At 53.5% G+C, this 15,811-nt stretch carries 9 protein-coding genes; 6 read left to right on the top strand and 3 right to left on the bottom strand.

The annotated features are described in order from the left end of the window. Window positions 1-48: 48 nt before the first annotated feature. From HMPREF2890_RS03920 to HMPREF2890_RS03910, 3 genes are all read right to left on the bottom strand, one after another. Window positions 49-1,113: an NAD-dependent epimerase/dehydratase family protein gene (locus HMPREF2890_RS03920; RefSeq protein WP_070465701.1), complete on the bottom strand. Its 1,065-nt coding sequence runs from the start codon at window positions 1,111-1,113 to the stop codon at window positions 49-51. Window positions 1,114-1,194: 81 nt separating this feature from the next. Further along, window positions 1,195-4,170 carry an AAA family ATPase gene (locus tag HMPREF2890_RS03915; RefSeq protein ID WP_070465698.1) on the bottom strand — a complete coding sequence of 992 codons (2,976 nt, stop codon included), beginning with the start codon at window positions 4,168-4,170 and terminating at the stop codon, window positions 1,195-1,197. After that, window positions 4,167-5,360, bottom strand: coding sequence for a metallophosphoesterase family protein (locus tag HMPREF2890_RS03910; protein ID WP_070465695.1), 1,194 nt, complete (start codon window positions 5,358-5,360; stop codon window positions 4,167-4,169). Before HMPREF2890_RS03910 ends, HMPREF2890_RS03915 begins: the two co-directional genes overlap by 4 nt. Before the next feature lie 170 nt (window positions 5,361-5,530). On the opposite strand from HMPREF2890_RS03910, the gene HMPREF2890_RS03905 reads away from it, so the two are divergent. The 6 genes from HMPREF2890_RS03905 to HMPREF2890_RS03880 all read left to right on the top strand — a co-directional run bounded on the left by HMPREF2890_RS03905 (window position 5,531) and on the right by HMPREF2890_RS03880 (window position 15,481). Further along, window positions 5,531-6,070 carry an RNA polymerase sigma-70 factor gene (locus tag HMPREF2890_RS03905; protein ID WP_070465691.1) on the top strand — a complete coding sequence of 180 codons (540 nt, stop codon included), beginning with the start codon at window positions 5,531-5,533 and terminating at the stop codon, window positions 6,068-6,070. 91 nt (window positions 6,071-6,161) lie between these two features. Then, entirely contained in the window at window positions 6,162-7,271 is a 1,110-nt protein-coding gene (locus HMPREF2890_RS03900) for a FecR family protein (protein WP_168160410.1), read from the top strand. Between the two features lie 34 nt (window positions 7,272-7,305). Further along, window positions 7,306-10,662: a SusC/RagA family TonB-linked outer membrane protein gene (locus tag HMPREF2890_RS03895; RefSeq protein WP_070465684.1), complete on the top strand. Its 3,357-nt coding sequence runs from the start codon at window positions 7,306-7,308 to the stop codon at window positions 10,660-10,662. Window positions 10,663-10,666: 4 nt separating this feature from the next. After that, window positions 10,667-12,298: a RagB/SusD family nutrient uptake outer membrane protein gene (locus HMPREF2890_RS03890; RefSeq protein WP_070465680.1), complete on the top strand. Its 1,632-nt coding sequence runs from the start codon at window positions 10,667-10,669 to the stop codon at window positions 12,296-12,298. Window positions 12,299-12,308: 10 nt separating this feature from the next. Beyond that, window positions 12,309-13,799, top strand: coding sequence for a sulfatase-like hydrolase/transferase (locus tag HMPREF2890_RS03885; RefSeq protein WP_070465675.1), 1,491 nt, complete (start codon window positions 12,309-12,311; stop codon window positions 13,797-13,799). A gap of 104 nt (window positions 13,800-13,903) precedes the next feature. Beyond that, a complete protein-coding gene (locus tag HMPREF2890_RS03880) occupies window positions 13,904-15,481 on the top strand; it encodes a sulfatase family protein (RefSeq protein WP_070465672.1) in 1,578 nt (525 codons plus the stop codon). Window positions 15,482-15,811: the final 330 nt, after the last annotated feature.

Below are 15,811 nucleotides of genomic sequence, written 5' to 3'. Positions count from 1 at the left end.
TGACGCCGCAGATGGGGTATTATGCAAAGGTCACTGTGGTCTTTAGGGTCACTCCATGGTCAGGTCCTCATCGCGGAAGAAGTGACGCATCATCGTGATGTCTTGAGTCTTCCAGGCGACATACGGCTCACTGATATGGAGGAGGTAGCTCCTGACAGCCGATGAGAAGAACTTAGTAGCAAGCTTCTGAATACCGGGGATATGGCGACTGAGCTGGTAGTAGTAGTCTGCCAGCGTGTCGGTGCGGAAGTGGACAATGTCCTCCAGATCCTTCCCGTCAGCGAAGAAGCCGCAGTGGAAGTTTTTCGTGGCAAAAGCCCGACTCGGAAAATCAAATTCGCCCAGCCCGTAGATCTTGAAGTTTCGGGTCAGGAACTCCCGATAGGTGGTGGTACACTCCTTCCCGCCCCCGAGATTGAAGATGCGCCCATCGAGCTCGTCTAAGTGATCCAGCGCATTGACAAAGGCGCGGGCGGTGTCGGCAGGGGTGCAGATCTCTATCGTCGTATCAAGTGGCATGTGAAACATGATCCCCGACATCGTATGATTTTCCGCACCCATGATGGCACTGAGACGGAAGATGGTGTACCGCAGCCCCGACTCCCGGATCAGCTGCTCCATGGCAAGCTTAGTCTGGGCGTAGTGATCCCCCTCGGAGGGCTGCATGGGGTCGGTGACACGTATCATGGGGTCCTTGACCCGATCACCGTAGACCGAGACACTGGAGGCCATAGCGATGAAAGCCTCCGGTGCATGAGCCCTCAGCACCTGCAGGAGGTTATTGGTCCCCTCGACATTGATCTTATTGGCGAGGTCAGGATGCTGATCCGCAGCGGGAGGGATGATCGATGCGAGGTGGACGACATAGTCCACTCCCGTGCAAGCCTCCACGAGTGTCTCCGGCTTAGTGATGTCTCCATAGAAAGGCTCGATGTGCCCCTGCAGCTGATCGAAGAGGTCGCGATTTTGCGGGGTGGCGAGGTCAAAGGCTCGCACCTCCACATCGGGGCGGAAGCGCACAAAGCCCCTAAGTACCCGGGAGCCTATGGTCCCACCCGCACCGGTGACGAGGACTCTCTTGCGTGGAGCACTGGAGTAATATCTCTTATTCATAACCTGATTTTCTATATTCGTGATCGATAGGTATTACAAATGTAATGCATTTGGGGTAAACTCCATCTGATCGCTGCTACGCTACACTCTCTGTCCGTCTCGGACCATCACCAGCTCGCTTAGGGAGCGATTTTTCGGCTCCACCTCGATCCTGGTAGCGATGCGCTCCCTGAGCGCCTGCACGTGGCTGATGAGCACGATCCGCCGATCCATACGCTCGTGTAGCTGCTCCAGAGCCTGCATCACCTGCTCCAGACTCTTAGGGTCGAGCGTACCAAAGCCCTCATCGATGAAGAGGCTGTCCACCACGGCCTCGCCACGCAGGCGAGAGAGGGCGAGTGAGAGACTGAGTGCCACCATAAAGCTCTCGCCTCCCGATAGGATCGTGACGCTCTGAGGAGGCTGACTCGTCTCGGGGTCCTCAACGAGGATGGCCGATGACAGGGAGGTGGTCGTGAGGCGATACTTGCCTCCTAAGTCGACCAAAAACTCATTGGCCGACTCCAGCAGGTACCTGAGGATATAGCCCTGTGCGATGCCCCGCAGCTTCTTCCCCTCCGCATCACCAAGGAGATCAGAGAGAGTTTTCCACTTTTGCACCCTCTCGCTCAGCTTCTTCGTCTCTTCATTGAGTTTGCTGATCCTCTCAAGGCTGTCGTTGTAATCTTTAAGAGATTTCTCAGCCTCTCCCAACCCCTTGTTCTTCGCCTGCACCTTCTCCATGAGCTCATCGATACGAGACTGTATAGAGGAGGAGGTGTGCTTATCCAGGTCGGGATGTTGCGCTCTGAGAGACTTTAGCACCTCTTCGGACTCCCTTTTGTCCTTGGCAGACCTACCGAGATCCGTGCAGACTTTTATGAGTGCATCATTGACTTTCTTCGGGTCTGGCTTGCTCCCATCTGTGACAGGTGTAGGTAGTGTGTCGGGAAAGGCCGGTCTTAGGCTCTCGCACACTATCTCGTCCATACGCCTGAGGCTGTCGGAGAGCTTATCAACCTCACGCTCCATATCGGCTGATGTCTCTTTCTTAGAGCGGTAGTCCTTAGCTTCGTTGGTCAGTCTCTCGGTCAAATTACTGAGATCGGACCGCAGCAGCGCTTCTGTACTCGGATAGGTGAGACCCTCTATCAGCTCTTTAGTCAGCGAGGCAATATCCTTGCGAAGTGACTTGCAGGTCGTGCTGTGCCCCTTGCAAGTGCCTTGCCGAGCAGCCAGAGTTCTCTGCTCCTCGTCTTGCTCTTTTCTCTTACTCTTAGCTTTCTTTTCCAGATCGTCAACCGCCTTTTCCGCCTTATCGAGCTCGTCCTTGAGCTTCTCGACCTCCTGCAGGCTCTTATTGATATTATCCAGTCCTGACTTGATGTCCGTGAGTATCTTCTCGATCTCAGGCTCTGACTGACCGATAGGGAAATCACCAGGATACTTGCTTTGCCATTTCTTGATCTCCAGCTCCTTGCCCTTGATCTGCCCGGTGAGAACAGCGACCGCATCAGACTTCTTCTTAGAATCAGCCTCTGCCGCTTCCTTCTGTCCGAGAGAAGCCTCATACTCCTCCCTGATGGGGCGAAGCAATTCCTCCAAGTCCTCATCCCGAGGCACCTTATGGACAATCTGATCGCAGACAGGGCATCGATCCCCCACGGAGAGATCAAGCCTGAGACTCTTGGCAAAGTCTCCGACTGAGGTCTTCATTTTGTCCAATCGATTGCTATCGCTCTCCAGCTTGCTCTTTGCCTCCCTAAGCTTCTCCTCAGAGTCCTTGCTCGTTTTCTCTGCATCCGCTTTCTTAGCATTGAGGTCAAGCAGCTCCCGGGATGCCTCATTAGCGGACTTGAGGTCTGTCAAGTAATCCTTCTGCGTCCGGAGGTCAGTCTCATTGAGGGCATTTAGCTTGTCTTGAAGCGCTGTTTTCTTTTCTCGCTTTTCTTCCGTTGCCTGCTCTATGCCTTGGAGCTCTTTATTTAGTTCGCTCAGCTTCCTTTCGCTCTGCCTACGCTCTTGATAGGCTTTTTTCTTCTTCTCGATCGTCTGAGTGCACTCGCTTCGCTTGCGTGAGAGATCCTTGAGCGACTTAGTCAAGCTATCAGCCTTGTCGTACATAGGGGTGTGCTCCGAGAGCGCAGACAGCTCTTTCTGTATATTTTCTTGCTCAGACTTCTTCGTCTCGAAGATACTTCGGATGCGCTCGATCTCTCCCAGTCGATGGGCATAGTCATCCCTCAGGGTCACCCGCTCCTTATCGCACTTATCAATGGTATCTTGATGATGCTCTACATCTCTGCAGACCTTCATCTGCTTGTCCAGTCTGCTTTTTTCTTCATTAAGCTTCTTAATCTCTTGCTCCAGCTCTCTCTGCTTTTGCTTGCACTCTGAGACCTGCTCCGGAGTAGGAGGATCCAAAAGCTCTATTTCACGCTGGAGATCGTCATACTGCTGCTCGTGCCACTTAGTGATCCGGTAGATCTTCTTCCCATAGTCTGAGCACTCCTCCATACCGGTGAGCCGCTCTAAGATCGAGGAGCGTGTGCCCTCGTCACTAAAGAGAAACCGGGTAAAGTCGCCCTGAGCCAACAAAACAGTCTGGGAGAAGTCCTTGTACGAGAGCCCGACGACCCTCTCGATCTCCTCCTTCACCCCCTTGGTAAACGTTACGCTATCGTTCATTACGAGAGACCTTTGGGGTGGCTGGAGGGCTCCATCGTGCTTGCCTCTGGCACGACGAATCCCCCAGGTAGCCTTGTACTCGTCCTCGGAAGTGGTCGTAAAGGTGAGACAGCAGGAGGCATACGCGGTGCCACGTCGCATCAGCTGAGCGACGTCACCTGAGCTGAAGACCTCCTCACCGGAGGTATACTTCTCTGACTTACTCCGACTGAGACGAGGACTACACCCATAGAGGGCGAGGCAGATCGCATCGAGGATGGTCGACTTACCGGCACCGGTATTGCCACAGATAAGCACGAGACCACTTGATCCCAAGTCCTTCTCAAAATCTATCGTCGCCTCCTCAATGGAGAGGAGGTTGTGGATCTCTAAGGTTTTCAGTCGTATCATATCGTTATCCCTTCTTGGCTACATACTTCATCAATGGTACCAAAGAGGTCAAGCAACTCCTGTCGTCCCTCCTCGGAGAGGTCCGTATGCTCCTCCAGGTACATCTCCACGATCCTCTGCGCGGTGTAGGTATTCAGCTCGTCGGGGCTGACCATACGCTGCTCCACTCTCTCCGCAGCCACCGACTCGGGGGACTCCACCTTGACCGTGCAGTACCGGGCACTCTTCCCCTCAAGAGCCTTAGTGGCCTGCTCGAGGTAGTCAAAGGGGAGTGGCGCATCCCCATTCACCTTCACGTGGAGCCGGATATAAGCCTGCTTATCAGCGTCTATGGTGCGAAGCAGATCGATCGCATCACTGTAGGAGACCGCCTCCTCTGGTAGGGTGAGAAGTGGGCGGAGGGTCTTCATCTGTCGGAAGTCTACCCTTGGTGCTATCCCTCTATCCAGCTCTACCACCAGCACACCATGCTCCGCCGGCTCATCAAAGGAGATCGGCAGTGGCGAACCTGAGTAGAGAGTTCGATCGCCTACCCACTGTCGCCTATGGATGTGCCCCAGCGCCAAGTAGTCGTAGCCGGTACCGATGTCAGAGAGGAGCATCGCCTCACTGCCACCCACGATGTCACGGGGCTGGCGGGTGCCATTGAGCTGCACACCGGACAGATAGAGGTGCGCCATCAGGACCGTCGGCAGGCTCTCCTTGCTCAGCTGCTCGCTTACCCGCTGGAAAAATCGCTCCTGTCGCCCCTCTACCGGATCGCTCTCCTTGTGGGGAAAATTGGCGGGGTAGCAGAAGGGGATCGCCATCACCACCCCTTTTCCCGCTATCTCTATGCGATTGCGCTCAAGGGTGGGGTCGATGGTGCCTATCAGGTGGATCCTGTGGGAGAGCCAGGGCGGTGCGGCAGCCTCCAGCCTGAGGCCGCTGTCGTGATTGCCCGCCGTGAGGATGATCTCCGTCTCGGGAGAGGCTTCGTGGAGGCTCAGCAGGGCGGTATTGAGTTGCTTGACAGCGGCATTGGAGGGCATGTACGAGTCGTACACATCCCCACTCACTAAGAGCGCATCAGGCTGCTCCTCAGCCATCAGCTGAGAGAGCTGAGTGAAGAAGTAGTCGAACTCCTCCTCTCGGTCGTAGCCATAGAGCTCATGCCCGACATGCCAGTCGGCGGTGTGAATAATCTTCATAGGGTGCAGGTCTAAGGTGTCAGTAAATATAGCGAAAAGAGCCGTCCCACCCCCCACCAAATCTCAATTCCCTATGAAGCATAATGCGGAAGCGAGGCTCTTGATGCACCTCCATAGGACAAACAAATATTGTCGTACATTTGGCGGAGTATGAGAAAAGATCACTGCCAGTGACGCCGGATAGAGATCATACCTTTAAGACTTTCTATACCACCCATGCTCGAGAGATGTACTGGGTGGGGGTAGCGGTGTGCGGGGACTCGTTCCTTGCCGAGGAGGTGGTGCAAGAGGTCTTTATGCAACTCTGGGAGCAGCGAGTAGATCCATCATCCATCCACAATCCACACTCCTACCTATCAACGCTGGTCAGAAATCGCATCTACGATGTGATCCGTCATCGCTCAGTAATCAGGGCTCACGAGGAGAGAGTGCGGTACGAGCTGGAGGTGGCCGATCTCGAGGACCTATCCGCTGAGGAGAGAGAGGAGATGATCAGCAGAGCGTGGCGTCTCGTACAGAGTTTACCCGAGGCGGCACGTGAGATATTTCTCCTCGCCACTATGGAGGGGCTGAAGTACTCCGAGATCGCAGAGCGGAAGGGGATCTCAGTCAATACGGTCAAGACCCAGCTCCGCATAGCGAGGAAGAAGCTTCGTCGGGACCCCCTCGCCATGATCGGGCTCTTGCTCATCCTATCACATCTCTCATAGCTCCCGCTTCACCCTTTTTCACTTCTCAATCGTCTTATGATCGGAGGGGCACCTATCAATGCACCTTCCACAACACCTTTTGACATCCATTATGAAGGATCAGTCTGAGTACATACACCATATAGAGTCTGTCCTATCCGGCAAGGAGAGGGCGGAGACAGAGGATCTGCCGTTGATCCGGCGACTTTCGGATCTATCAGCGACACCGGACTTTGATGTCCGCGTAGGATATGAACGACTACAAGCCGCAGTGGATCACCGGGAGAGGCAGAGGAGACAACGAAGGCGCCTCGTCGCAGTCTCTCTTGGGGTGGCGGCTGCCTTCATCGGCATGCTGATGATCTTAGTCCTACCAAAGAGAGGTGGGGAGCTGGTGCCGGAGGAGAGTCAAGTCGCAATGGAGCTATTACGGCAGTCCTACATCCTTCCCGACTCCCTTGCAGGAGATAGGGATCTGGTGCTCCTGCGAGCAGACGGATCAAGAGTTCACCTCCGTCTGGGGGACCAGGACACCCTCAAGATGGCGGAGATGGCCTATCTCCTCAGTCCCGATGAGGCAGTGACCCTTGTCGTGCCGGAGACAAGGCGTGGAAACGTCCTCCTGGAGGATGGTACAGTGGTATTGCTCAACTCCGTCTCTCGACTAAGGATGCCCACATCGCTCACAGATGGACGTCGCATAGCCCTGGAGTCAGGTGAGGCGCTGATGAGTGTGGCGCATGACGAGAAACACCCATTCCGTGTCGCACTACCGGAGATGGACCTGGAGGTGCTCGGGACTACATTTAATATCTGTCTCTACCCGGAGCAAGAGCCTACGACAACTCTGGTGGAGGGGAGACTGAGAGTCTCCGACAAGGCGGGTCGATCCCTTATGCTCCACCCCGGAGAGGAGGCTGTCCGTGGCAGAGATGGCAGCCTGGAGAGCAGACCGGCAGACCTGAGGACAAAGACCGCGTGGGTAGAGGGGACGTTTGTCTTCAGTCACCTATCTCTCTCCTCCATCATGACTTACCTTGGGCGTTGGTACGGATTTGACACCACCTTTACCTCCGACGCCCTCAAGGAGAATACATATACCGGAGCGCTGAAGAGAGAGTACAGCAGAGACTTCGCCTTCAGTCTACTAGAGACAACCACTAATCTTAGCATAACCAACCAACAACACGAGGAGCGACACGTGGTCGTAAGCCATCGGTGATGCCCCTCACATAACATTATTTCAAACCCCTATTATGAGTGTGAAATCATCTCTCCGCCGCCACGCTAGCGGTTCGGTGCGAGTGGCACTGTCTACGATGGTCCTTCTCGCAGCACCGGCTCTCGGTGCCATGCCACAGCCGGCAGCAGCGCAGTCGGATGTCTCTATCACCGTGATGCAGCCGAGCGGCACCATTGGCTCGGTGATGAAAGCGGTGGAGCAGCAGACCGGACTGCACTTCTTCTACAACGACCGGGACGTCAACCTCTCGGAGCCTCTCCATCTGGAGCTCACTGATGTCTCCTTGGACAAGGTCCTGGCGGCTTTCCACGACAAAGGACTGTCGTGCGAGGTGCGCAATGGCCTGATCGTACTATCACGAGCAAGCAAGCACAGCCAGTCCAAGACTATCACCATCAAGGGTAAGGTGGTCGATGCCTCCGGCGAACCGATTATGTCGGCCACCGTGGTTGTGCTCGGGACAGACGGCAAGGGAGCCTTCACTGACATAGATGGTAACTTTGAGATAAAGGATGTGCCGGCTGATGCCACCCTGCGTATCACCTTCGTCGGTATGACACCTCAGGAGATAGCTCTCAACGGGCGCACTGACATCACCATCACACTGCACGAAGACTCCGAGCTCCTGGAGGAGGTCGTCGTCGTCGGCTACGGCACCCAGAAGAAGGTGAATGTGGTCGGATCGATCGCTCAAGTTAGAGGGGATGACCTGACAAAAAAGTCCTCAGCAAACTTAGTGAACGCACTCACCGGTATGATGTCAGGTGTCACGGTGACTCAGCGATCAGGTGCCCCGGGAAAGGAAAGCAACAGTATACGTGTCAGAGGTATCGGATCTTTCGGAGGCTCTCCTAATCCCCTCGTATTAGTGGATGGCATACCTGGATCCATATCAGATGTGAACTCTAGCGATGTGGAGAGTGTGTCAGTCCTCAAAGATGCATCAACAGCTGCTATCTATGGGTCAAGAGCAGCTAATGGTGTAATCCTAATCACCACCAAAAAAGGGAAAGGAGACAAGATCAACCTGTCATACAATGGATACGTAGGCTGGAACTCCCCCACTGCCCTACCAGAGTTTGTACCAACCTGGGAGTACGCAAAGCTCCTCAACGAGGCCACAGGCACTCCTACATACTCCGAAGAAGAGATAGCAAGCTTCCGCAACGGAAGTAACAAAGACTTGTATGCCCAGGAGGACTACTTGCACAGCCTATTTAAGAGCAATGCTCCTCAAACAAACCACCACGTCACACTTAATGGACGCACCGATAGGATGTCCTACTACGCATCCTTAGGGGCTCTATATCAGGATGGACTAGTAAGTAAGAACTACTTCACGAGGTACGATGGGAGAACAAACTTTACCATCAACCTAAGTGATAATCTTTCCATTTCTGCCAATCTGCACGCACTGCTTTCAGAGCGAAACGAGCCAACCACTCCCGGTGGAGAGGATGTTGAGTCAATGGAATACATCATCCTTAAAGCACTGCGATTCCCAGGCATTAAGCCGACGAAACTGTCTACGGGTGAATATGGTCTCGGACCGGAAATGCATGGTACGCCTCTCGCCTGGATCGAAAGCAAGTCCTTCGCTAACAACAGAAGATTTTCCGCCCGCACGAACGTCTCTTTATCTTACAAGCCGATCAAGGAATTGGAGATGAAGGTAATTGCCGGGATGAATCATAACAACAGCGAGTCCAAGCAATTCCGCTCCTCTATTACTCTACAAAACGGGCTCACCCCAGGGGCCTCCTCACTGAACGACCAGATGGTAAGGGACTTTTACAAGACCCTTCAGTCAACTGTAAACTATACAAGTCAGTTGGGAGAGCATGGTCTATCTGCTCTACTCGGCTACTCCTACGAGGATTACTCTAGTAGATATGTGGGGGCAGAGCGTGACAAGCTAGCCTCTAATGACCTCCCATACATCAATGTAGGATCTCCTGACAACCAAAAGGGAAATGGCGGAGGAACAGAGTGGGCTATGCAATCGGTATTTGGACGCTTAGACTACAACTACGCCTCAAAGTACCTATTGGAGATAACGGGGCGCTATGATGGCTCTTCAAGATTTTCATCGCATAAGCGGTATGCGTTTTTCCCATCAGCTGCCTTAGGATGGCGAGTAAGCGAAGAGGATTTCTTCAAGAGTTGCAAATCACTCGAGTGGATCAGTAACCTTAAGTTCAAGGTATCATTAGGAGTACTTGGAAATCAAGAGATCGGAGTCTACCCCTACCAGACTGTATATGACTTGGGCCTCTTTTATCCATTCGGCAATACGCTTCACCAGGGAGCTGCCGTGACTAAGTCCACGGATGAAAATCTCTCGTGGGAAAGCACCCGGACTTGGGATGCGGGATTTGAGTCTTCTATCCTCAATGGCGCACTGACCCTCAATGTCAACTACTTTTCTCGTACCACCTATGATATACTCTTTGCGCCGGGAGGGAGTGTATCAAAGGTGTCCGGCCTTAAAGTCTCTCCCATCAACACCGGTACACTAACCAACAAGGGTATCGAGATAGAGATAGGACACCAATATGTAAAAGGAGACTTCAGCTACAACCTGACCGGAAACTTTACCTATATAGACAACCGAATCAAGTCTCTCGGTGTGGGAGATGTCAAGCAGCTTAATGGACTAGTCGGCAGTGGAAACCTCTTTATAGGTCATCCAATAGACATCTACTATGGCTACAAGACCGATGGTGTCTTTACAGACCAGGAGGACATTAACGCCTGGGCAAATCAGAAAAAGATCAACCCCAAGAGCGTTCCCGGAGACATTCGGTATAAGGACCTGTTAGGGCCTGAAGGGAAACCTGACGGAGTCGTAGACCCCAACTATGATAGGACTGTGCTGGGATCATCAATACCGAAATACACCTTTAGCCTATCCGGAGGAATGGGCTATAAGGGGGTAGACTTTACAATGCAGCTGCAAGGAGTTGCCGGTGTAAAGGGATATCTAAACAACTTTGCGGGATACGCTTTTTTCCAGGAGGGAAATATCCAGAGATGGCAGGCGGACAACCGGTTTAGGCCGGATCAGCCCGATCGCTACGCCAAGTACCCACGTCTTGAGGCAATCCCCGGCACAGGAACTGCGAATACAGAGGTCTCCGACTACTGGCTCAGAGACGCATCCTACCTTAGGATCAAGAACGTACAGATAGGGTATACTCTTCCCAAGCAATGGTTGCCTCAAATCTCATCTCTAAGGCTATACCTTTCCGGAGATAACCTTTATACGTTTAACAAGTACCCAAAAGGATGGGATCCTGAGATCAATACCGGAGGAGCTTTCTATCCGATACTTAGGACAATAACCTTTGGACTAAACTTCAGCTTATAAACTTATGAGAACTAAATATATAATTCTTGCAATATGCCTGTCCTTGCTCGGTCTTTCATCCTGTGACCTCAATCGAGATCCTCTTGATAGGCTGTCAAGAAAGACGGTATGGCAAAGCGAAGACAACATAGATGTAGTCCTTACAGGTATTTACAGAGGGAATGCTTCATTCTCAGGTCCGGAGTACGTCCCATCTGACTGGTGGTCATATGGAGGGCTTATCTTCCTAGAGTTTGCCAGCGACAATATGTACGACCGAAGAAACACGAACTCTAATTTCTTCAAAATCTCTTCCGGCCAACTAGTCTCTACCAATGCCTTCATCTCAAGGTACTGGAACAACAGCTACTCTAAAATAGGGCGGTGCAATGAGTTGCTTCAGAACATCACGAGTCTCCCAGAGACCAAGATGACAAAGAGATATATTGCCGAGGCAAGATTCATTAGGGCAACTCAATACTTCTATCTCAGTAATTACTTCCGTGACGTACCGTTAATCACTACAGTAATTACTCCCGAAGAGGGTAATCATGCGGAAGTGACTAAGCATGAGGAGTTGGTCAACTTCCTTGTGAAAGAATTTTCCGAGTCATCGGTAGACCTACCTCGATATAAGGAGATCAAGGCCGATGAGAAAGGAAGAGCTTGTAAGCAAGCTGCGCTAGCATTCCTTGGCAGGGTTTTCCTTGCTGAGGAGCGATGGGAGGAAGCAGCTAAAGCATTTAAGCAAATTATCGACTTTGGCGATAACGCGCTGTACAATAACTACACCGATTTATTCACGGAGAAGGGGGAAAGCAGCTCGGAAATCATCTTCTCCTTTCAGTACCTTCCGGGGCTTGCCGGAAACGCCATTCATCAGCATGCACTGCCGGCTAAGGATGGCGGATGGTGCTTGGCAAATGTGTTAGGATCCCTTTTTGAAGCCTACGAATTCACCGATGGATCTCAATTTTCATTTGATAGTCCACTCTACAATTCAAGTGACTTAGGAGAAAATCGAGATCCCCGCCTTAGGTATACCATACTATATAATGGTGCAGACTTCAAGGGTGAGAAATATATTAGTGACCCTGACAGCAAGAGTCCGGACAAAGTCATGGGTGGTCAGACCACTCAGACAGGATTTCTGCTTAGGAAATTTCTTGATGAGGGGTACAGTGGCTCTCTGACACTCTATGGTGGAGATGTGCCTGTCATCAGATATGCGGAAGTTTTGCTAAGCTATCTTGAAGCCAGTATGGAGATGAATAACGGAGTCGTCACACAAGATCTCCTTGATCAGACCGTAAACCTGATCAGGAAGCGACCCTCTGTCAATATGCCACCCATTACACTCGAGAACACTCAAGACCTTCGTAAGCGAATTCGCAATGAGCGACGTGTAGAGCTTGCTTGCGAGGGAATCCGCTACTGGGATATAATCCGCTGGCACATCGGGGAAGAGGTCCTCAGTGGAGACATATATGGTTCACCTTTCCCTGGTGCTAAGCGTATGAATAAAAAAGGCGACATCAAGGACCCTTACGATCGCTGGTATGTCAATCAAAGAAGCTTCCGGTCGGACATTGACTACAGATGGCCCTATCCCCAGTCTGAGCAGGATATAAATCCAAACTTAAGAAAGCAGTCTTAATAGATCAATTATGAACAAAAGCAAACTATCCGTATCCATCGGACTGGCCTCTCTCGCAACCCTTCCTGTAACAGCTCAAGAGCAGAGAGACAAGGAGCTGCCGGAGCGACCCAATGTGATCGTCCTGCTGGCTGATGACATCGGATGGGGCGACCTATCGCCCTACGGCACATCTGGTGTGCAGACGCCGGCAGTTGAGGAACTGGCACAGAGGGGGACCCGATTCACAGACGCTCACTGCGTCGCCGCCACCTCCACCCCCTCACGCTACTCCCTCCTCACCGGACACTACGCCTGGAAGCGGGAGGACACCGGCGTTGCCAGCGGAGATGCTCCGATGATCATACATCCGGAGCAGTACACGGTCGCTGACCTCTTCCGTGAGGCAGGATACACTACCGGGGCAATCGGCAAGTGGCACCTCGGTCTCGGGGATAATCCCTCGGGGCAGGATTGGAATCAGAAGCTCTCCCCAAATCCTCAGGATCTCGGCTTTGATTACTCTTATATCATGGCCGCCACCGCTGACAGAGTTCCCTGTGTCTGGATAGAGAATGGACAGGTGGTCAACTACGATCCCTCCAGTCCCATCTTCGTCAGCTATAAGCACAACTTTCCGGGCGAGCCGACCGGACAAGATCATCCCGAGTTGCTCTATAACCTCAAGCCCTCCCACGGACACGACCAGAGCATCATCAATGGTATCTCTCGTATTGGTTACATGAAGGGAGGCGGTCGTGCTCTGTGGAAGGACGAGCTGATCGCTGACTCCATTGAGCACCACGCGGTGGACTTTATCAGGCAGAATAAGGAGCGTCCCTTCTTCCTCTACCTCTGCACTAACGACATCCACGTGCCGAGGTTTCCGAAGGAGGAGTACCGGACCAGTGAGCTCGGTCTAAGGGGTGATGCGCTGTTGCAGTTTGACGGCACCGTCCGGACGGTGTTGGACGAACTAGAGCGGTTGGGGCTACGAGAAAACACCCTGATCATACTCACCTCTGACAATGGGGGTGTCCTCGACGATGGCTACGACGACAAGGCGATGGAGCTAGCCGAGGGGCGCCACAGGGTCTGCGGTCCATTCAGGGGCGGCAAGTACTCGCTCTTTGAGGGAGGGACGAGGGTTCCATTCATCGTCAGCCTGCCGGGAGTGGTCCCGGAGGGCGAGGTGGTGGATCATCTGGTGTCGCACATTGACCTCCTTCGCTCTATGGCTTCGCTCCTCGGGGTCACCCTCTCACCTGTCGCTGCACCTGACAGTCGGGATCAGCTCTCCACATGGCTCAATCGCGGAGGCACCGGGCGGGAACTGATGGTAGAGCAGGGACTTGGGACAACGATTGCCCTGAGATATGGCAAGTACAAGTTTATCCCCCCCGTCAAGCATCCGACAAAACACGCCTGGCAGACCGGTATAGAGACCGGGCAGGACTCCATCCCCCAGCTCTACGACCTCTCCACCGACCCCGGCGAGACCCACAACCTCCTCGCTAAGTAACCCTTCCTACAAAAAAAGGAGACTCTGATAGGCAACTACAGAGTCTCCTTTTTCTCTCTAAATCCTTAGATTTGCGCTTATCAATAAGCAGAAGTAATCAAGATATGAAGAAGAAAAGCGCCTATCGGGCAGCAGCGGGGCTCAGCGCCGTGGCAGGTATCGTACTGCCTACCGCCTGCGCCACCAAGGCAAAGGACGAAACCCCTACCCGATACAACATCCTGATCATCGAGAGCGATGACCACACCTCCCAGATGATCTCCGCCTATGGCGGCGAGATCGAGACGCCCAATATCGACCGGCTCGCCGAGGAGGACGGGGTGAGATTTGACAACGCCTTTGTCGTCAACTCGATCTCCGGTCCCTCCCGCGCCTGCCTCCTGACGGGGAAGCACTCGCACAAGAATGGCTTCACGAATAATGAGCACAGCGTCTTTGACGGCGACCAGCAGACCTTCCCCAAGCTGCTCCAGGCAGCCGGGTACCAGACCGCCATCATCGGCAAGTGGCACCTCCACTCCCTCCCACAGGGCTTTGACCACTGGGAGATCCTGCCGGGTCAGGGAGACTACTACAACCCCGCCTTCATCACCGCTCCCAATGATACGGTAAAGGAGAAGGGGTACGCCACCGACCTGATCACGGACAAGAGCATCGACCTGCTCCGGAGTCGGGACAAGAGTCGCCCCTTCATGCTCATGGTCCAGCATAAGGCGCCGCACCGCAACTGGATGCCCCGCATTCAGGATCTCGACCTGTATGAGGATGTGACCTTCAAGCTTCCGGAAAACTTCTACGACGACTACACCGGGCGACCGGCAGCCGCTCGTGCGGAGATGAATATCGGGGAGCACATGGACCCCGCCTACGACTGCAAGCTCCTCCGGGAGGATCATCCGACCCACTACTCGCGGATGTACGAGTGGATCCTCTCCGGTATGGACGAGGCGGATAGGGATAAGTTCCTCGCCTTCTACCGCCCCATGGCGGACTACTACTGGGACAGCAAGATGACTGACCGGGAGCGGATGGAGTACAAGTACCAGCGCTATATGCGCGACTACGCCAAGGTGATCCACCCGATCGACGAGGGCGTCGGACGGATCATCGACTACCTCAAGGAGGAGGGACTCTGGGACACGACCATCGTCCTCTACCTCGGCGACCAGGGCTTCTATATGGGCGAGCACGGGTGGTTTGACAAGCGCTTCATGTACGAGGAGTCGATGCACTACCCGCTCCTGATGCACCTCCCCAAGGGGCTCGATGCCCGCGGAGCGATCAAGGAGCTGACGCAGAATATCGACCTTGCGCCCACCTTCCTCGAGCTCGCTGGTGTGGCGATCCCTGGGGACATCCAGGGTGAGTCCCTTGTCCCGCTGCTTAAGGGGGCAAAGGAGCTCCCCGGGCGGGACAAGATCTACTACCACTTCTACGAGTACCCCGCCGAGCACAGCGTGATGCGTCACTACGGAGTGCGCGATGAGCGGTACAAGCTGATCCACTTCTACCTCGACCGAGACTTCTGGGAGCTCTACGACCTGCAGGAGGATCCGCACGAGATGAAGAATGTCTACGATGACCCCGCCTACAGCAAGATCGTCGACCGGATGCGCCGGGAGCTGGTGGAGGCACAGACCCAGTACGAGGACACCCTCGCCCTCCGGCTCAACGGCTTCTGATCCGACCACTTAGCTGCCTGAGTAAAGACCTTTGCAAAATGGTCTTTCGCCGAAAAAGCACCGTTTTTTTCGGCAGGGACTTTGCAGAACACCCCAGGTGCAAGGGACTGAGAGTGAGGGCGAAGGGAGTGTGCTTACGCACATGACCAAGCCCGAATCTCGAATGTGACGCTGCAGATGGGGTATTATGCAAAGGTCTCGAGTAAGTTAGGCAACACTGATAGCAAAAAGGACTGACTTCAAGACGCTTGGAGTCAGTCCTTTTTGCATTGGGTTACGGAAGAGACATCCGCATACCCAGGGGTGACGCATTTGATCTTTACATAAGTC

The sequence above is a fragment of the Porphyromonas sp. HMSC065F10 genome (assembly GCF_001808555.1).
Classification (GTDB): Bacteria; Bacteroidota; Bacteroidia; order Bacteroidales; family Porphyromonadaceae; genus Porphyromonas_A.
This window is presented reverse-complemented; position numbering and strand designations above follow the sequence as displayed.

Bases quoted from the DNA above. Each gene is read 5' to 3' on its own strand.
- HMPREF2890_RS03920 (WP_070465701.1), bottom strand. From the start codon at position 1,113: ATGAATAAGAGATATTACTCCAGTGCTCCACGCAAGAGAGTCCTCGTC.
- HMPREF2890_RS03915 (WP_070465698.1), bottom strand. From the start codon at position 4,170: ATGATACGACTGAAAACCTTAGAGATCCACAACCTCCTCTCCATTGAG.
- HMPREF2890_RS03910 (WP_070465695.1), bottom strand. From the start codon at position 5,360: ATGAAGATTATTCACACCGCCGACTGGCATGTCGGGCATGAGCTCTAT.
- HMPREF2890_RS03900 (WP_168160410.1), top strand. From the start codon at position 6,162: ATGAAGGATCAGTCTGAGTACATACACCATATAGAGTCTGTCCTATCC.
- HMPREF2890_RS03895 (WP_070465684.1), top strand. From the start codon at position 7,306: ATGAGTGTGAAATCATCTCTCCGCCGCCACGCTAGCGGTTCGGTGCGA.
- HMPREF2890_RS03890 (WP_070465680.1), top strand. From the start codon at position 10,667: ATGAGAACTAAATATATAATTCTTGCAATATGCCTGTCCTTGCTCGGT.
- HMPREF2890_RS03885 (WP_070465675.1), top strand. From the start codon at position 12,309: ATGAACAAAAGCAAACTATCCGTATCCATCGGACTGGCCTCTCTCGCA.
- HMPREF2890_RS03880 (WP_070465672.1), top strand. From the start codon at position 13,904: ATGAAGAAGAAAAGCGCCTATCGGGCAGCAGCGGGGCTCAGCGCCGTG.